Genomic DNA, 19,095 nt, shown 5'->3' with positions numbered 1-19,095 from the left:
GCTTGCTAATTACAATTGAATCGTGAGCGAGCTTACGCCTGCTGCTGCAGTTACTACGATGCCTTGTTCTCCAGCTGTCTGAGATCCACCTTCAACACTGGATACACTTTCGATGCCGCGAAGTACCACATTCCATGGCTTGCCTGCACCTTCAGCACGTACCTCCAGAACAGATCCATTACGAGTTACGTTCACAACCAGCTCCTGCTCAGCCTGTTGGTTCACAACAACCGCTTGAGCCGTGTTGCCATCGGCGAGCTCGAACAAGTGCAGGGAAACTTCATTTGCAAAATCATAATCCGGTTTGCTGTTGGTTGCACCCACTGCAATCAAGCTGTTTGGTTTGATCATCATTGGCAATGTACGGAAGTTGTGATTCTCACGTACGAAACGCCCGCCTTGTACTTTGTTGCCTGTCAGGAAGTTTGTCCATGTTCCTTCTGGCAAGTAGTAAGTTACATCGCCTTCCTTATTGAAGATCGGCGCTACAAGAATCGAATCCCCGAACATGTACTGCGTATCCAGGCTGTATGTTGCAGGATCCTCTGGGAAGTCCAGCACCATGGCGCGCATCATCGGGATACCTTTCACCGTCGATTCCTGAGCAGAATTATAGAGGTAAGGCATCAGGCTGTTTTTAAGTTTGGTGAAGTCACGAACAACGTCCACGGATTCCTCGTCAAACAGCCAAGGCACACGATACGAAGTACTTCCGTGTAGACGGCTGTGGGAAGACAACAGACCGAATTGTACCCAGCGTTTGTATACGTCAGGTGTTGCTGTATTTTCAAATCCGCTGATATCATGACTCCAGAAGCCGAAGCCGGATAGTCCGAGTGACAGACCGCCGCGAAGCGATTCAGCCATGGATTCATAAGTAGAAGAGCAGTCTCCGCCCCAGTGAACCGGGAACTGTTGACCACCTGCTGTTGCCGAGCGGGCAAACAGGGCAGCTTCGTTCTTGCCAATTTTCTCTTCAAGCAATTCAAATACAGCTTTGTTATAGAGATGTGTATAGTAGTTATGCATTTTAACCGGATCAGAGCCGTCAAAGTAGACAACATCCGTCGGAATTCTTTCGCCGAAGTCTGTCTTGAATGAATCTACACCTTGATCAAGCAGTACTTCCAGCTTGCTCTTATACCACTTAACAGCATCCGGATTCGTGAAATCAACCAGAGCCATACCTGCTTGCCACATATCCCACTGCCACACGCTGCCATCAGCTGTTTTTACCAGATAACCGTTCTCCATACCTTCATCGAACAAGTAGGACTTTTCTGCAATATATGGGTTGATCCAAGCACAGATTTTAAGGCCTTTGTCTTTCAAACGACGAATCATGCCTTCCGGATCCGGGAACATCGCTTCATCCCATACGAAATCAGACCATTGGTATTCCTTCATCCAGAAGCAGTCAAAGTGGAATACGGAAAGTGGAAGATCACGTTCAGCCATGCCGTCCACAAAATGGTTAACGGTTGCTTCATCATAATCGGTTGTAAATGATGTTGTCAGCCACAGACCAAACGTCCATGCCGGTGGAAGGGCTGGTTTACCTGTCAATTTTGTATAGTTATCAAGTACATCCTTCGGATTGGCACCGCCGATAATGAAGTATTCCAACGTCTCGCCTTCTACGCTGAACTGCACTTTAGATACATTTTCAGATGCAATTTCATAGGATACGCGTTCAGGATGGTTTACAAATACACCATATCCTTTACTGGACAAATAGAAAGGAATGTTCTTATAGGACTGCTCGCTGCTTGTACCGCCGTCTTCATTCCACGTGTCAACCACTTGACCATTCTTAACAAATGGTGTGAAGCGCTCGCCCAGACCGTAAACGTATTCACCCACGCCAAGATCAAGCTGCTCGCGGAAGTATGCTTCTTTGCTTGGACCTGTAATATAACCAGCCGCTCTCTGACCGCTGCCCGTAATCCGTTTTCCTTCATACAGGAAGCTGACGTCCCAGCCTTTGGTTTTGTCGATTTGAACTTCAAGATTGCCGCTTTTCAAAACAGCTCCTTGTTCATTTTGCGTGATGTCAACATTCACATCTTGATAGTTGAGTTCAAACTCTGGACTCTTTTTTACTCTTCCTTTATGGTGATTCAAAGTTACACGAATAACGTTAGGCATAGGTGAGCTGTACGTTGCTTTCAGCAAGGTACCGTTCAACGTGTCCCCTTTGGTACGAATATATTTAGTTGCCGCATATACGGTCAACGAATCCCCTTTTTGCACAATATCACGAATGTCAGTCGGGTTTTGAATGTGGTATCCTTCACGAGTCATCCAGAATCCATCAGTAAATTTCATGTTTTCTTTCCCCCTTCGGTTATACTATAATAATATTGATATTAAACCTGGTTTTCTTCCGATATTTTGACCAAATATATCACGATTTTGATATTTTATATCCGATTCTCAAGCAAGATCACCAATCTATGGAAACGATTACATTAATAATGATACCCTAAAGGAGGACCTTCTATGGAACGCGAACGATTACGGGAGGACCGAATCCACGGTAATGCGATGTATCCCGTCAGTGTTTATCCGGATATTGAACAGCTTAATGGAGACAGCATTCTGGATTGTCACTGGCACGATGAGATGGAATTTACGATGGTGACTCAAGGCAGTGCTGTGTTCCAGATTGACATGAATACTGTGGAGGTGAAAGCGGGTGAGGCGATTTTTGTGAACCGGGGTGAAATTCATGCAGGCTATCTGAAAAGCGACCTTCCCTGCGTGTTTTCCTCCATCGTGTTCAGTCCGGAGCTGCTGGGCAGCCGTACCTTCGATGCCGTGCAGGAGAAGTTTATCAGACCGCTCGTTCATAAGACACTTATTCCTCCATTTCATATGAAGCCGGAGGATGACTGGGGGCGTGAGATCCTGCTGCATCTCCAGCATATTTTTGCGGATCATGCTAATGGTTCTGAAACCTGTGAGATGACAACCAAAGCCTACCTGTATCTCATTTTCGCCCGTATGTTTGAACACATGCGCCCTGCCGCTGTGAAAGGAACTGTCCCAACAGGCAGCCATGACAAAGTGGAGCGGCTCAAATCAGTCCTCGGCTACATTCACAAGCGCTACCCTGAGCAGCTGAAGCTGAAAGAGCTGGCCGATGAGGCCAATATGAGTGAAGGACACTTTTGTCGTTTTTTCAAGCAGATGGTACAGAAAAGTCCTGTCGACTATATTAACTATTACCGTGTACAGCAGGCCTGTTACCAGCTCGAGAACACGGATCACAAAATCGTGGATATTGCCATGGATGTTGGCTTTGAACATCTGAGCTACTTCATCACCACATTCAAAAAACACAAAAATACAACCCCCTCGCAGTATCGGAAAATGTTTTATGAAAAGGTGGCTATGGAGCCTGCACTTATATGAAGCAAAAAAGGTGCCTACAGCGATTAAGCTGCAAGCACCTTTTATTTTTTACTATGCCTAGTAGCGCATTATTCTTTCAGCGTTTTCCAGGAAGTGTATTCATGAATAGAGAATCCCTTAAATGAGGAGTGCTCTGCCGCCAACTTCTCCACCTGCTTCAGTTGAGATTCCATGTACACTGCACCTTCTTCATAAAATGTAATGAATTCACCTTCCTTGCTCTGCTTCGTCTCTACGGCAATCGAGATCGTTTTGCCCAACTGGGAAGCCTCAGCAAGCTCGTCTTTGGCCACGTTATAGATGGCTGCAGCCGTATCGCGGTATGCCATAATTGTGATCGAATCAAATTGGCGGATCATCCAGCTGCTCACAGCCATCGTTGAACCCGGAATCTTGTAATTATCCAGCCAGAAAGGCAAATCTGCTGCCACAGGCATATTCATCAGGGCAGCGCGGTCAACGATGTATTGAACATTCCCTTGCCACTGGGTAATGACGCTGGCCTGATTCGTTTTCCACTCCGGATGCACATGCGGTTCAATATCAAGATGAATCCCGGCAAATTTCTCGTTGGGCTCTACGGAATCCTGATAGGCTTCAATCCAGTCAAGGAAACTTGCAATCTGACCTCTGCTTTCGGTTAGCCCCCAAGCCGCTCTTCCATCCATTACATCGACAGCGATATTATAAGCTCTGGCCTTACGAATGAAATCTGTATAGTAAGGTATCTTCACATCGCGATTGATCTGCAGATAGATCGTGTTGATATCGTGATCTACGGCAAATTTCAGTACCTCTTGCGGATTCTTCTCAATCTGAGTTGTATCCCATACCCAAGTCGCTCTAATCGGCCCTTCCACGTTCCCATGGATCGATTCATAACTTTCTACAGAACCCTGTGCAATGGTCTTGGATGAGAATGTGACACCCGCAATCAGGACCAGACAGCTGATGATTTTAATAAAATGAAACCCCCGCTTGTTTTGCATATTTGTACACTCCCCTTGTAATTTACCGCTCCATCGTCGTAATCCGGAAGAATGTTTGTCGTTTTACCCTTCATTTTATGAAACAGATAAACAATTCGTTTATGCATTTGCTTTCATATGCAATATCATCTTCTAGACTTACGACGAAAGGATCATATAAGATTATTTCGGGAATTCACACTTCTGTATTCATAGTTCTTAAGTCTCATTTATTAAAAATATTTTAATTTACACAGAAAATTTCCACAACTTCTGTCGTTATTGCCATATATGAATGACCAACAGAAGACCTATAAGCGTTTTCTCTAAAAGAAACAAAAAAAGCCGCCATAAAGGCGACTTCCATCTTACATAGAAACATACATCCATCTATATGTGGTCATTTCTGTTCATCACGTTCTTACAAACTCGCCAGTATAAGAGAACATGCTTTCATTTTATGTCCCGGCAGGCGTAATTGGACTGCTTTCCGTTGTCTCGTCGAATAGCGTCACCAGTTCAATTCCCTCTGCCGAGATCCGTACTAACCCCTTATCGGACAAACGCAGCTCGGGAATAACGACCAGAGCAAGCAGGGAAAGTGTCATGAAGGCATTATTCAGAGTACAGCCTGCCGATTGCAGTGCTTCGCTGATTGCAGCAGATTGTGCAGCAACTTCTTCAAAGGGCTCGGTGGACATTAATCCTGCGATCCGAAGCGGAAACTCGGTTGCACCTTCGTCCGTAATTACGGTAACCCCGCCTTGCATGCGGATTACCCGATTACCTGCCTCCGCCATCAAGGCATCATCGTTACCGATAATGAGAAGATTGTGACTGTCATGAGCTACGGTCATGGCAATGGCTGAAGGGCGTGTGAATCCAATGCCGCCGACAAGTGCAACTGCCTTGTTTCCGGTTTGCTTATGCCGTTCCAGTACTGCGATTTTGCAGATATCCCCCGTCGTGGACACAGCTACCTTACCGTTTTGCACCGTTACAGGAACATGCTTCTCTTTGGTATCCACATGGTTTTCAGTCACATGAATGATTTTGGCCCCAATGGCTCCCTCGGCAATCGGTGCTGGCAGTTCCATATCTTTTGGCTGAATATTAGCTTCCAGCTTCACCGTATTCAACGCTTCTTCCGGATAAGTGAAGCTATCCCAGACAGCCGTCATCTTCCCCTTCTCTGCGACAACATGCCCGGCAGCAATTGTCATGCCCACACGCACATCTGCCAGTCGGCCATCCAGTAAGATAATATCAGCTATATTGCCCGGGATAACGGCCCCAATATCACGAGCCACACCGAAACGTTCAGCTGTGTTTATCGTTGCCATTTGGAAGGCAGTCACGGGTTTGACACCCTGCGAGATGGCCAGTCGGACGACGAAGTCCATGTGTCCTTCTTTGAGAAGCGATTCGGAACTCCGATCATCGGTCACCAGCATCATTCGGCGGGTATCCAGCCCGAGTTCGGTACAGGCTTTGATGGTTTCTGCCACGTCATGCCAAGCTGATCCCTGACGCATTTTGGCATACATGCCAAGTCTCAGACGCTCCACGACATCTTCCTTCGTCACACATTCATGATCTCCAGTCACACCGCTTGCCGCATAAACAGGTAAACGCCAGTCATCCGCTGCCCAGGTAAAGTGACCGTCCGCCACCTTGCCGGCCCGCAGCGTAGCCTGAATTTCTCCAATCATCGTTTCATCCCCGTATACGACACCCGGGAAGTTCATGACCTCACCAAGCCCAATCATGTCAGGGCCCCAGGAGAGGGCCTCAGCCACTTCCTCAGGCCCGATATAAGCTCCTGTCGTCTCCAAACCAGGATGTGTTGAAGGCACACAGGAAGCCACCTGCATATAGGCTGCGAGCGGCGTGGTTCTCGCTTCATCCAGCATAAGCCGCAGACCCTTGAGTCCAAGTACGTTGGAAATCTCATGCGGGTCAAAAAAACCACCGGTTGTACCGGAAGGCAGTACGGCTCTCGCAAACTCCGTCACCTTCATCTGCGTGCTCTCGATGTGGCAATGTCCGTCCAGTAATCCTGGAGCAATGTATTTCCCTTCTGCTTCAATAATGCGTGTATGTTCTCCGATGGTATGACTCACATCTTTGCCAACATAGGCAATACGAGCTCCCTGCACCGCAACGGACATATCCGGCAAAATTTCACCCGAGATGACATTAACCAGCGTCCCTCCCCGAATGACTAATGTTGCCTTCATATCTCCTCGCGCTGTTGCTACCAGATCAGGCACACAATCTGCCATTAATGGCCGTTCAAAAGATGGTTTGTTCATGCCATCGCCTCCTTCATTCATTAACGATCCAAAAAAATATATTGTTACGATTATATGAGTCCGCACGGCATGTGTAAAGAAAATTCCCACCAATTGTGCATGAGTACAAATTCAAGCTCCATAATTATCCATCAAACTAAACACATTCATTCTCATGTCAGGAATAGTTATCCAGACCAGCTCTTCCATTCCGTTTATCATAGTCAAAACCTTACCCTACAAGAAAGACTCCCGTTCTAGGGAACGGAAGTCTTCTCATATAGAAGGATCACCTTGTTTAATCTGTTTGAGCCGCAGATACATGATTAATGTCATATAATTGCTGCGGCTGTGAGGTTATGAACGGACTTGGTTTACCAAGGCTGTACACATGGAGCAGGTGCATCGCTCGGGTACACGCCGTATAGAACAGTTTGCGCTCGTGCTCCTGCGCATATTGTTCTGCTGACCCGTCATAGATCAGCACCGCATCAAACTCCACCCCTTTTGCAAGGTATGCCGGTATGACATGCACACCCCGTTCGAAGGCAAGTGTTGTCTTCTTGATCAATTTCGGCGCAGCAGGCAGTACGCGGCTTAACGCCTCATGAACTTCCTTGCTCTCTTCCGCCGTCTTACAGATTACCGCAACTGATTCATATTCTTCCTGAATGAGATGACTAAGATCCGCTGCAATCTTCTTCATATGCTCCTCCGTATTGGATGACACAATGACTGCCGGCTTCTCGCCGCTGCGATTGAACGGAATGATCTCTTCCCCACCGGGAACCATCCCCCTTGTAAACTCCACAATCTCCTGTGTTGAACGGTAGCTCCGCGTGAGTTCGATCACTTCCGTATTCTCTGGTCCATACAGGTTTGTTAGTGGTCCAGTACCACGAAGTACTGAAGAATGGGCATAGATCGCCTGATTAAAATCACCCAAGGCCGTTATTTTCGCCCGTGGAAACAGTCTTTTCATGAAAGCCAGCTGAAACGCAGAATAATCCTGGGCCTCGTCAATAATCACATGTCTTATATTTGAGTTGATATGGAACCCAAGCAGCAGCTCCCGCAAATACAGATAAGGTGTAATGTCCTCATACGCCAGTTCCTGTACTTTCATTCGGCGAAGAGTCATGCTGCAGATTTCATCCCAGTGGGCAGGCAGTGCCTCGCCTTCCAGCAGTCGAATCATCTGTGCCTGGTCCTGGAACAGATGCGCATACAACTGGCGAATATCCACGAATCGCAGCGATTTGATCCACTTCCGCAATGGCTTGAGCCGATCACTAACCACCATGCGGGCCAGGATCTCCCGTTCCTGTGCAAAATCATCGAAGGTATCCACTTTCCCCTTTTGTTTGCGCTTCAGCCGCTGATAAGCACGCTGCAGATCTTCCGGTTCCATCAGATCCAGCTGCTGATCAACCCAAGGTGCTTCCAATTCACTTTTGCCAAAGGCCGACAATTCCTTCAGCATCCAGTCCCGAAGCATTTCCAGACGATTTACCAGCTTCACGGATGATCCGAAGCTGTAGAATTTCTCAGCCATCGCCTCCGCTGTGACAACCGCCTGTCCCTGGAACCGCACCGGTTTGAATTTCATGCCTTCCGACATCAGGCTGTCCTTGAATCGCGTAATCACTTTCAGGAAGGCTTCGGAAGACTTGAAGCGAATGCCTGACATACGCGCCGTGTATCCTGGATCCTCCATATTGGAGAGGACGTATTCAAGCTGAATGAATGGATCCTCCAGCTGATATTCGCGGCCAAGCCTGCGTTCCAGGTACTCCTGAAACGTCGTTTGCAGCATATTTTCTTCCCCTAGCTCAGGCAGTACCGTGGATACGTAACTGTTGAACATCGGATTCGGCGAAAAGAGTACCATCTGATCGGCCTGCAAATGCTCGCGATACTTGTATAGAAGATAGGCTACACGCTGCAGTGCAGCTGACGTTTTGCCGCTGCCGGCTGCTCCCTGCACAATCAGCATACGTGTACGGTCATTGCGGATAATTCGGTTTTGTTCCTTTTGAATGGTCGCCACAATGCTTTTCATTTGCGCATCCGATGTACGGCTCAGCACTGCCTGAAGAAGTTCATCTCCAATGGTAACCCCAGTATCGAACATAAAACGGATACGACCATCCCGAATGACAAACTGTCGTTTCATTTCGATATCGCCACTGATTTCCCCGCTTGGTGTATGGTAAGTAATTGGTCCGGGGGCACCATCGTAATACAGATTGGATATCGGCGCTCGCCAGTCGTAGACCAGGAAGGATTCTTCCTTCTCATCCAGCAGTGAAGCAATACCCAGATAAATCCGCTCTGCTTGCGGATAACCGTCTTCCTTAAAATCGATACGTCCAAAATAGGGCGAGTGATGCAGTCGTTTCATTTTATCCAGCGCTGCTGCCGTATTCAGATGACTGCGTTCCCGATCCGACAGGACCTGCGATTGCTGCCGCATGCTGGTGGATGTTTCCCCAACATCATCCGCCTCACTGAAGTTCATGGTGACTTCATCCCAGAAGTCCTTTCTCATTTCCACAACTTCATCCCGGAAGGAACCTACCTCCTTTTCAAGGTCGGTTATTTTCCGCTCGATCTGATCGGTTACGATGTCTACTCTCCGCTGCTCCTCGCTCCATTGCTGGTCAGTACTCATATGTTAATACGCCCCTCTTTCCCCGGATTGTGTCCTCAAAAGCCCATTTGACAAGCCCGAAAAGGCTATGGTATAATTAATTAGAAAGTAAACATTTTAATTTTATGTTAATTAGTTCTAATTTTCTGAAAACCATTTTTTATTGTACCAGTGACAGCGTCCCGATGCAAGCGGAGGCGTATTTTGTTGTTTCTACCCTTAAATTACTAACCGTATATACGAAGGGCCTCGTTCCAAATAGACCTCTTTATTATTACCCTTGAAATGATGAATATAGATATGGTTTGTCTTCTATTGACGCAATTCTGCAATGGTCTCTTTCCATCTTGATATGGATGCTGCTTCGTCTTTTAGTTGAAACGTGATTCCTGTTGTGATATCAGCATACGGAGCATGATCCACGCGTACGCCTGCTACTTGAGCCTCATACCGATCTCTAGGATGAACGGCTTCCTTCAACGGAGGAAGAGCCCTGATCTCCAAGCGCACATACATCAACTTATGCTCATGTACGGCAATCAAGGTAGCCTTGCCTGTTCTGTTCATATTCATACTTGTTTGTGTCCCTGACCATAATGCGAGTCTAAGTGTATTTGGGTTCATAGCAATAATCTCACCCACACTAATCATGGCCTGATGCGGCCATCCATCCTCTGAGACGGTTAGCAGCTGCATGGCATCATGCTGTTTCTCTTCCAATTGATCTCCACTCAGCCATTCAACAAATGCTGTATTAAGATGTTTATCGTTCATATTATTCTCCCTCGGTTCATTGAGATGACCTTCATCCCTTGGTTATGTATACAAAACAACCCGGACACAGTTGTCCGGGCTGCACGTTGTATTTCTATTGTATCTGATGGAGAAGCCTGTGTGCAATTGCTGTTAAGGCCACTTAAGCCAGTTCAGCATTTTATCCTGTGACTCGTTGTCTTCCGTCGAGCTATGCACATGTTCAGCAAGCCTATTGAGTCGTTCCAGCTGATATCCGTAATCGTATATTGCTGCAGCAACGATAGATAGTCTCAGCATGCCTTCCTGATCCATATCAAACTGGGATATGGCTTGTTCCATGAACCGATCATTATCCAATATGAACTGCGCTGCCTCTTCCCCATTCGGCTTCAACTTATCCTCGAATTTGAGCAGGGCATGCTCGTGGAATTTAATGACCAATTCAAGATGTGTATCAAAAAACTGATCCATTTCCGGCGTTCGCTGCGCCTGGAAATAATGCCGCTCCACGGAATCCAGCACGTCATACCCTTTTTGCAGGCTCAGCAGCATTTGTTTATATACAACCATCTGCCGCGTCTCGCTGAATTTGGAACGCTTCATTTTCTTCTGTTCTTCCTCAAACAAATTGTACTTGTCCGAGAGCGATTTGATGGAACCACCCAGACTGCCCTTCTCATCCCTGAAAACAACTTCCTTGATCTCATCCGAGATGGACGTACGTAACAGCAGGGACATGCTGTTGAACACATTCTGGATCTGCTTCACAAACTGCACCTTGGGTTTAGGCGGGAATACCGTAATATTAATAAGAAACGCAGATACAATACCAACAAGCGTCAGCAGGAACCGGTTCAATGCAAAATGCCAGTCACCTGAAGCTTCCATAATGGAAACGACGGTAACCAGAGTCAGCCCTACGGTCTCACCCATATTCAATTTAAGACAAATCATAATAACAAGCACAATGATCAATCCCACTGCGATTGGCTCATTGGACAATACCATACCGCCCAAGAGGGCAACAATGGCTCCAAGCGTCGTTGTCTGCAATTGATCCAGGAAATACTTCCAGGAACGATAGATTGATGGCTGCATCGCGAAGATGGCAGCTATGGCAGCCGGTACCGGTGACTGCGGATTCAAGAACATGCTCAGGTACAGAGCAAGCGTTACCGCAATTCCTGTCTTAAGCACGCGTGCTCCAAACGACACGGTAACCCCTCCTTACCTGTACTCTCATTTTGAACGAAACCATTAATAATCATTATTACCCCGTATTTCTTTTTTTGTTGAATTATTTTGATCCAATACTCCACTTTTTCATCCATTAACGATAACAGCAGCTCCTTTTAATGTTCCGTAGCCATGTAACTTCAACATAATTTTTATCAGAACGACTTATTTTACCATGGACGCTGTGTGGTTACCATGTGATTCCTCATAATGTTTATTTCACAAGATTATATAACCTGTTTTCTTGCAAAAAAAAGCAAACCTTTGGAATGTGGTATTTACCACCGCCAAAAGTTTGCTAGTATATTGCTTTGGTTATCGCTCACCATGTACAAGGGCGCTTAACGATCTGTCCCTTCCCACTCCCGCTTGAACTGCTCCACGAACTCTACCATAAACACATGGCGCTGCTCGGCCAGTTCCTTGCCATAGGATGTATTCATGAGCTCCTTCAGTTTAAACAGCTTCTCGTAAAAGTGATTAATTGTCGTGCTACGTCCATTCCGATATTCCTCCCGGGTCATATGCTCCCTCGGCGGAAGGGATGGATCATACATTTCACGGCCTCGCGCACCTGCAAAAGCAAACGTGCGTGCGATACCTATGGCCCCCATTGCATCCAACCGGTCGGCATCCTGCACAACCTGCGCTTCCAGCGAAGATACAGCAGGGCGCTGCCCTCCCGCATAGGAGATTGTACTGATGATGTTAACCACAGCTTCCCGGGTGCCTGGCTCAAGCTGCTGCTGGTCCAGCCAGTCGTTCAGCTTGTTCATCCCCGCTTCCAGGCTTTCGTTCAGCTTCTCATCCGACACATCATGCAGCAGTGCAGCCAGCTCACATACAAATGGATCTGCTCCCATTCGATGGGCTAACTCAACAGCAAGCGCCGTAACTCGTTCAATATGCGGCCAATCATGACCGTCCGTGTGCTTCCCGGCATCCCCTTGGACAAAGGCGCGTGCGGCACCAAGGATAGCCTCGCCGGCAGATGTACCATCTGCATGCTCAGGATGTCCGGATATATTCATTGTCTGACTGGAATTGTCGTCCACGATTACTCTTCCCCGCCTTCTCGGGCCTGTTCACGCGGCACACGCCGGGCAACACCAGTTCTCACTGCAGCTTCAACTACACGCTTACGGATCGACTTGACCACCTTCTCGTTGAATACGCTTGGAATAATATAATATCGTGTACGTTCCTCATCCGAGATGGCAGAAGCAATGGCCTTGGCGGCTGCGAGTTTCATTTCTTCATTAATCTCCGTCGCACGGCAGTCCAGAACGGCTCTGAACATCCCCGGGAAACAAAGCACGTTATTAATCTGATTCGGATAATCCGAACGGCCTGTAGCCATGACGGCCACGATATCCTCCGCTACAGCCGGCATAATCTCCGGTACCGGATTTGCCATTGCAAATACGATAGGGTCCTCAGCCATGGATTGCACATCTTCGCGGGTTAACAGATTACCGCGGGATAATCCGATAAACACGTCTGCTCCGCGAATGACATCCCGCAATGAACCTGACTCCAGCTCCGGATTGGTACGCGAAGCATAATCACTCCATACCTCGTTTTCATAGGTTTGTGTCCGTACAATAGCTCCCTCACGGTCAACACCGATTAACCGGGTGGCTCCAGCGGACAGGAGAATATTGCTGCAGGCCACCCCTGCGGCGCCAATACCACAGACGACGATTTTCACATCATTAATGGATTTACCGACAAGTTTAAGCGCATTAATCAGACCCGCATATAACACAACTGCGGTACCATGCTGGTCATCATGAAAGACGGGAATGTCCAGTTCCTCATTCAGTCTTCGTTCAATTTCAAAGCATCGTGGAGAGGAGATATCCTCCAGATTAATACCGCCAAAAGCAGGTGAAATCGCTTTCACTGTGCGAATGATCTCCTCGGTATCCTGTGTGTCCAGGCAGATCGGGAATGCATCCACACCCGCAAATTGCTTAAACAGCATAGCCTTTCCTTCCATGACCGGCATTGCTGCGCGAGGTCCAATGTTCCCCAGTCCGAGCACGGCACTGCCATCGGATACAACGGCCACCGTGTTCCGTTTGATGGTCAGCGAAAATGCCTTGCCCGGTTCATCGGCAATCGCCGAACATACACGAGCCACATCGGGTGTATAAACACGTGACAAGTCTTCCCGGTTATGAATCGGCGTTTTGGGAGTGACTTCGATTTTGCCGCCAAGGTGCAGCAGAAACGTACGGTCAGACACGTTAATAATGGATACACCTTTGAGCTGGCGTACCGCTTCTATGATTTTGCTGTTATCCTGCGCATCCGTTACCGCAACGGTCAAGTCGCGCACGCTCACATCCTGATTGGTCGAAATCACGTCGATGGCAATGATGTCTCCCCCAGCTTCCGAGATGGCCGAGGCCACTTCGCCAAACTTGATATCTTTCGTTGTCATTTCCAGCCGAATAATAATGCTGTTGCCGTCCAGATTTCTCTGATTCATTCCAATTCCTCCCAGACTGAAAGTCTTGAGTTGCACGTTACCTGTTTCTCTTCGCTGTACATGCACTCTTTTCCTTTATCTTGTCCAGAAAAAGTGACAACTGCTAGATGACTTTATACAAAAAAAGACCGCCCTTGCGTCTGACCTGACGTGTAGGACGGCCTTTCTCATGTATCTTATTTTCGTTCAGCCGGTCTTCTCAAGACGCGAATGTCATACGGCTGCAGATCCAACTGGGCATGAACTTCATCGCCATGTAGCAGGTCCGTATAAGATTGCTTGTCCAGTTCAAGCTGCTTGGTTTCCGGCGTATAGTTCTGTACAAATACATAATCGGATGTACCATCCGTCCGCAGATGCGCAGTGACTCCTGCCGGAAGTTTGGTATCGAGTGCACGTTCAATTCCCAGATCGGCAATCAGCTTGCCATAGAAATCATCATAGAACGGTGCAGTGAAACGAGTAGCGATATAATACGCTTTACCCGATCCCAATCGGTTAACGGTCAATGCAGGCCGACCGGCATAAAAGTCTGAACGATAGGTTGCCAGCGTCTTCGCCCCTTCCAGATGGATGAGATCACATAATTCGATGGCATCGTATTCAGCCTGCAGACCGAGCTCGTTTCCGCTCACAGGAATCGCCCCATTCTGATCCCGGTCATGCAATCCGTCGATCTCTTCGGACCAGATTCCAAGCGTTTTGCGAAGCGGGCCGGGGAAACCTCCCAGGAAGCATAGGTCATTCTCATTGACGATCCCTGACCAATAGGTTCCGACGAATGTACCGCCATTTTCGACAAATCGCTCAATCCGTTCGCCTACACCTTCCCGCACAAGGTAGAGCATCGGTGCGATCAGCAATTTGTACTTGGAGAGATCCGCTTCCATATCGATCACGTCCACAGGTACTCCTTTTTCCCAAAATGCATCATAATGCCACTCTACCGTCTGCTCATACTTCACGCCAATATTACGTGGTCCCTGGGAATCCTTCACTGCCCAGCGGTTCTCCCAATCGAAAATGATGGCCACTTCTGACGGTACGGACGTGCCTACAACTGCTTCCATTCCTTCAAGAGCTGTGCCTACGTCCGTCACATCCTTGAACACACGTGTGTGTTCATGTCCAACATGATCCACGACAGCGCCATGCAGTTTCTCGCTGGAGCCTCTGCTCTTTCTCCATTGGAAGTACTGCACACTATCTGAACCATGCGCTACCGCTTGAAGAGAAGACAGCAGATGCATGCCTGGACGTTTCAGCTTGCTGGTCTCCTGCCAGTTCGTAGAACTTGGCGTACTCTCCATCAGCAGGAACGGCCGCCCGCCTTTGATCGAACGAACGATGTCATGCATCATTGCTATTCTGGAGGCCTGTTTATCTTCCTCGTCCGCATCATGCCATGTCGGGTAGCTGTCCCAGGACAGGAAGTCCAGAATATCGGCAAACTTCCAGTAGTTCAACCCTTCATAGAATTCCATCAGATTTGTGGTGACGGGCAGATCCGGATTACTTGCTTTGAGCGGCTTGGTTTCATGCACGATGAAGTCTGCTGTCTGATCCGTAACGAACCGGCGCCAGTCCAGATTCATGGCATGCACCTGTGTCTCACCATGCGGCGAAGGGGATTCCACCTGACTCCAGTCTGTAACCGTATGGCTCCAGAACGTAGTCCACCAGGAATGATTCAATTCATCAAGCGTGCCGTATTTATTTTTCACCCAGCCGCGAAAAGCCTCCTGACAATAGTCACAATGGCAGTCTCCGCCAAATTCATTGGAAATATGCCAGCCGATAATCGCAGGATGTTGCGAATAACGTTCGGCGAGTTTGGTATTGATCGCCGTTACCTTTTCCCGGTATACGGGAGATGTATAGCAATGGTTATGACGGAAACCGTGCAGGTTGCGAACCCGATTGGCTCCTACACGCAATACTTCCGGGTATTTGGCGGACATCCAGGCAGGTCTTGCACCACTCGGCGTCGCGAGAAAGGCGTAGATTCCATTCGCAGCAAATATATCCAACACACGATCCAACCATTCAAAGGTGTATACACCTTCCTCTGGTTCAAGGGATACCCACGAGAAGATGCCAATGGACATCACGTTGCACTTGGCAAGCTTCATCAGGCGGATATCTTCTTCCAGCACCTCAGGATATTTAAGCCATTGCTCCGGATTATAATCTGCACCATGCAGCATGTGCGGCACCTTCGTACTTACAGGTGGATATTTATAAGTCATATTTCGATTCTCCTTATCCTTATGTTGAATAGCTCTCTATCTGATCAATGCTGAGCCCTTCGGCGTATCCGTTTCGGATTCTTCCGAAGTTACATCAGCCTTCAAAGCTGTAAACGATTCCAATTTGCGGCCTTTAAAATCAAACATCGTCAAATTGCCCCAGTTGTTCGGATGTCCAACAGACCATTCCGGCTTACTCGGAATCCATGCAGGCTCCCAGTAGTAAAAACCTTGACCCAATCCTCCCGGAACCTCACGAATAATCTGAAGTAAGTCCTGCAGGTAGCGCGCTTGGCCTTCCACACTTGCCGGATAACCTGGCAGCAGCAGATCTTCCTGATTCAGAATCCACTCGTGATCTTCGGGTTGCTCCAGTGTCCAGGGATAAGCGGTTTCAACCACGTTAATGGGCTTGCCGTATCTGGCGGCCAGGTCATGCAAATTGTCACGCAGCGCGTCCAGTGTTCCATGCCACCATGGATAGTACGAGAGTCCAATCGTATCGAACTCCACGCCAAGTGCTTCGAAACGGTCGTAAAACTTCCGGCTTTCCACGTTATCCCCGCCACGATCAATATGGATCATGATGTTGATATTGGAATCAACGGATTTAACAGCAGCAATACCGTACTTCACCAGGCCTGCAAAACGTTCCCACTGCTCGTCAGTGTCATGCTCTTCACCGCTCACTCGTCCTTCATCCCACAGCATGCCAGGGGTAATTTCATTCCCGACTTGTACCATGTCAGGCAGCGCGTCATGTTCTTGTAACGTGCGAAGCACATCTGCTGTATAGGTGCACACCGCCCGCTGAAGCTCTTCATAAGACAGATTCTCCCACGCCTTGGGCTTCCACTGGTTGGCCGGGTCTGCCCAGCGATCCGAGTAATGGAAGTCGAGCAGAAATTGCAGCCCTTGTTCTTTGATCCGCTTGGCAATCGTTACGGTTCGCTCCAGATTGCAGAATCCTCCGACAGGATCGTTCCAGATCCGCAGCCGAATCGCATTGGCACCGTTCAGCTTCAGGATGGACAGCAGGTCCTGTTCCCTGCCGTCCGTGTCGCTGTAGCTCCCTCCATGCTGTTCGATTTCATCCATAAAAGACACATCCATCCCAAGAATGAATGGCTTATTCTCCAAGTTGCTCACTTGTTCAACCTCCATTGGATTAGATTTAGAACCAGGCTCAGCCTTTAACTGAACCCAGTGTCATGCCTTTAACAAAGAAACGCTGCAGGAACGGGTACACAATCAGAATTGGGGCGCTTCCGATAAAGATTTGTGCAGCTCTTACCGTGGTTTGAGATATGGTCTCCATCTCTTTCGGGTTCATGGCCATCGTACTCATATCACGCTTAATAATGACGGTCTGCATGAACGTAGCCAGCGGATAATCCTTAGCATTGTTCATGTAGAGCAGTCCGTCAAACCATGAGTTCCAGTGAAATACCATGCTGAACAGTGCAATGGTTGCGATCGATGGCATGGAGATCGGCAGGAAAATACTGAACAACGTTCTGAAGTGATTCGCTCCATCCATCAGCGCCGCTTCCTCAAGCTCTTTCGGAATACCCCGGAAGAAGTTTAACATCAGAATAACGAGGAAGGTATTAACGGCTCCCGGCAGCACCAGCACCCAGAAGGAATCCATTAGGCCGATTTTCTGAATAACCATATAGAAGGGAACCAGTCCCCCATTGAAAATCATACTAAAAACGAAAATCCACGAATAGACGGTTCTTCCTTTAAATTCATTATTTTCTTTCGACAACGGGTACGCCGCCAAAAAGGTAATCAGCAACGTAATTCCCGTACCAATAACGGTCCGCAGCAAGGAAATCCAGAGAGAATTTAGGAAAATCGGATTATTCATCGTTTTTTTGTATGCTTCAAGTGAGAATCCTACCGGCCAGAGGCTGACGAGGTTGGCGTCAGCGGCAGCCTTGTTACTGAAGGATACAGCCAGGACATGAATCATCGGTACAATACACATAATGGCAACCAAAATGAGAAAACAAATATTAATGACGTTGAACACGCGATAAGGCGTTGATTTATGATACATCGTGGTCCCTTCTTTCTCCGTTCATTCGATTAGAATATACGATATCCGGCGTATTTTTTGGCTAGGCTGTATGATACCAGGATCAAGACCATGCTGATGACCGATTTAAACAATCCAATCGCGGTCGCGAAGCCCATCTCTCCATTTTCCAGCGCAGAGCGATATACGAATGTATCAATAATGTCGCCCGTTTGATATACGAGCGGGTTGTACAGGTTGAAAATCTGATCGAACCCGGCGTTAAGCACGTTGCCCAGTGCCAGTGTTCCAACCACCATCAGCATCGGTACAAGAGACGGGATGGTAATATGCAGCGTCTGCTTCCAGCGACCCGCTCCGTCAATCTCTGCTGCTTCATACAGCGCCGGGTTGATGCCGGCAAGGGCAGCCAGGAAAACAATCATGTTATAGCCGAATTCCTTCCACACATCCGTTAGAATGATCGTTGGTCGGAACAAGCTGTTATCGCCAAGGAAGAAATATGGCCCAAGTCCGAATGTCCCGAGTACCCGGTTCACCAGTCCTCCGGTGGATAACAGATCAATCAGAATTCCGCCCAGGATGACCCATGACAAGAAGTGAGGCAGATACACCAAGGTTTGAATCGTTCGCTGGATCGCCATCTTGCGAACCTCATTGAGCAGAATTGCAAACACAAACGGGACAAACAAGTTAAAGATGAGTTTTAGCACAGCAATGATCAATGTATTCCAAATGACCTGCAGGCTGTCCTCGCGTTCAAACAAATATCTAAAATTATCAAGCCCGACCCACTCCGAGCCGCTGATGCCGAGCCATGGTTTGTAGTTCTGAAATGCCATAACAATTCCGCCCATAGGCACATAACTGAATATAATCAGAAAGATGATGGCTGGCAGCAGCATTACGTGAAATGGCCAAGTTCGTTTCAAAGTTCTCATGATTGCTCCCCCTGTAATTCTTCCTACTCAAGGCTTCCTG

Annotated in this window: 13 protein-coding genes; 1 reads left to right on the top strand and 12 read right to left on the bottom strand. The window is 47.9% G+C overall.

Annotated features, from left to right (window positions below):
• Positions 1–9: 9 nt before the first annotated feature.
• Positions 10–2,328, bottom strand: coding sequence for an alpha-xylosidase (gene yicI, locus F4V51_RS10525; protein ID WP_153977925.1), 2,319 nt, complete (start codon positions 2,326–2,328; stop codon positions 10–12).
• A gap of 174 nt (positions 2,329–2,502) precedes the next feature.
• Between yicI and F4V51_RS10520 the strand changes: the two genes are divergently transcribed.
• Positions 2,503–3,417 (top strand): helix-turn-helix domain-containing protein, encoded by a 915-nt coding sequence (locus tag F4V51_RS10520; RefSeq protein ID WP_153977924.1) that lies wholly within the window; start codon positions 2,503–2,505, stop codon positions 3,415–3,417.
• Between the two features lie 68 nt (positions 3,418–3,485).
• On the opposite strand, the gene F4V51_RS10515 is transcribed toward F4V51_RS10520, so the two are convergent.
• The 11 genes from F4V51_RS10515 to F4V51_RS10465 all read right to left on the bottom strand — a co-directional run bounded on the left by F4V51_RS10515 (position 3,486) and on the right by F4V51_RS10465 (position 19,055).
• On the bottom strand, positions 3,486–4,406 hold the full coding sequence (locus F4V51_RS10515) for a hypothetical protein (RefSeq protein ID WP_153977923.1): 921 nt from the start codon (positions 4,404–4,406) through the stop codon (positions 3,486–3,488).
• A 437-nt stretch (positions 4,407–4,843) separates the two neighbouring features.
• Positions 4,844–6,700 (bottom strand): adenine deaminase, encoded by a 1,857-nt coding sequence (ade, locus tag F4V51_RS10510; protein WP_153977922.1) that lies wholly within the window; start codon positions 6,698–6,700, stop codon positions 4,844–4,846.
• A gap of 277 nt (positions 6,701–6,977) precedes the next feature.
• Positions 6,978–9,353, bottom strand: coding sequence for an RNA polymerase recycling motor HelD (gene helD, locus F4V51_RS10505; RefSeq protein ID WP_153977921.1), 2,376 nt, complete (start codon positions 9,351–9,353; stop codon positions 6,978–6,980).
• Between the two features lie 291 nt (positions 9,354–9,644).
• Positions 9,645–10,106, bottom strand: coding sequence for a pyridoxamine 5'-phosphate oxidase family protein (locus F4V51_RS10500; RefSeq protein WP_153977920.1), 462 nt, complete (start codon positions 10,104–10,106; stop codon positions 9,645–9,647).
• 132 nt (positions 10,107–10,238) lie between these two features.
• Positions 10,239–11,303 (bottom strand): FUSC family protein, encoded by a 1,065-nt coding sequence (locus F4V51_RS10495; RefSeq protein ID WP_153977919.1) that lies wholly within the window; start codon positions 11,301–11,303, stop codon positions 10,239–10,241.
• A 362-nt stretch (positions 11,304–11,665) separates the two neighbouring features.
• Positions 11,666–12,379: an HD domain-containing protein gene (locus F4V51_RS10490; protein WP_236146735.1), complete on the bottom strand. Its 714-nt coding sequence runs from the start codon at positions 12,377–12,379 to the stop codon at positions 11,666–11,668.
• Between the two features lie 2 nt (positions 12,380–12,381).
• On the bottom strand, positions 12,382–13,821 hold the full coding sequence (locus F4V51_RS10485) for an NAD-dependent malic enzyme (protein WP_153977918.1): 1,440 nt from the start codon (positions 13,819–13,821) through the stop codon (positions 12,382–12,384).
• A gap of 176 nt (positions 13,822–13,997) precedes the next feature.
• Positions 13,998–16,070 carry a beta-galactosidase gene (locus tag F4V51_RS10480; RefSeq protein ID WP_153977917.1) on the bottom strand — a complete coding sequence of 691 codons (2,073 nt, stop codon included), beginning with the start codon at positions 16,068–16,070 and terminating at the stop codon, positions 13,998–14,000.
• A gap of 36 nt (positions 16,071–16,106) precedes the next feature.
• On the bottom strand, positions 16,107–17,219 hold the full coding sequence (locus F4V51_RS10475) for a glycoside hydrolase family 53 protein (protein WP_153977916.1): 1,113 nt from the start codon (positions 17,217–17,219) through the stop codon (positions 16,107–16,109).
• Between the two features lie 37 nt (positions 17,220–17,256).
• Entirely contained in the window at positions 17,257–18,135 is an 879-nt protein-coding gene (locus F4V51_RS10470; RefSeq protein WP_062321957.1) for a carbohydrate ABC transporter permease, read from the bottom strand.
• Between the two features lie 29 nt (positions 18,136–18,164).
• Entirely contained in the window at positions 18,165–19,055 is an 891-nt protein-coding gene (locus tag F4V51_RS10465; RefSeq protein ID WP_153977915.1) for an ABC transporter permease, read from the bottom strand.
• Positions 19,056–19,095 lie beyond the last annotated feature (40 nt).

The organism is Paenibacillus xylanilyticus, assembly GCF_009664365.1.
GTDB lineage: Bacteria > Bacillota > Bacilli > Paenibacillales > Paenibacillaceae > Paenibacillus > Paenibacillus xylanilyticus_A.
This window is presented reverse-complemented; position numbering and strand designations above follow the sequence as displayed.

Bases quoted from the DNA above. Each gene is read 5' to 3' on its own strand.
- F4V51_RS10515 (WP_153977923.1), bottom strand. From the start codon at position 4,406: ATGCAAAACAAGCGGGGGTTTCATTTTATTAAAATCATCAGCTGTCTG.
- F4V51_RS10470 (WP_062321957.1), bottom strand. From the start codon at position 18,135: ATGTATCATAAATCAACGCCTTATCGCGTGTTCAACGTCATTAATATT.
- F4V51_RS10480 (WP_153977917.1), bottom strand. From the start codon at position 16,070: ATGACTTATAAATATCCACCTGTAAGTACGAAGGTGCCGCACATGCTG.
- F4V51_RS10485 (WP_153977918.1), bottom strand. From the start codon at position 13,821: ATGAATCAGAGAAATCTGGACGGCAACAGCATTATTATTCGGCTGGAA.
- F4V51_RS10500 (WP_153977920.1), bottom strand. From the start codon at position 10,106: ATGAACGATAAACATCTTAATACAGCATTTGTTGAATGGCTGAGTGGA.
- helD (WP_153977921.1), bottom strand. From the start codon at position 9,353: ATGAGTACTGACCAGCAATGGAGCGAGGAGCAGCGGAGAGTAGACATC.
- F4V51_RS10465 (WP_153977915.1), bottom strand. From the start codon at position 19,055: ATGAGAACTTTGAAACGAACTTGGCCATTTCACGTAATGCTGCTGCCA.
- ade (WP_153977922.1), bottom strand. From the start codon at position 6,700: ATGAACAAACCATCTTTTGAACGGCCATTAATGGCAGATTGTGTGCCT.
- yicI (WP_153977925.1), bottom strand. From the start codon at position 2,328: ATGAAATTTACTGATGGATTCTGGATGACTCGTGAAGGATACCACATT.
- F4V51_RS10520 (WP_153977924.1), top strand. From the start codon at position 2,503: ATGGAACGCGAACGATTACGGGAGGACCGAATCCACGGTAATGCGATG.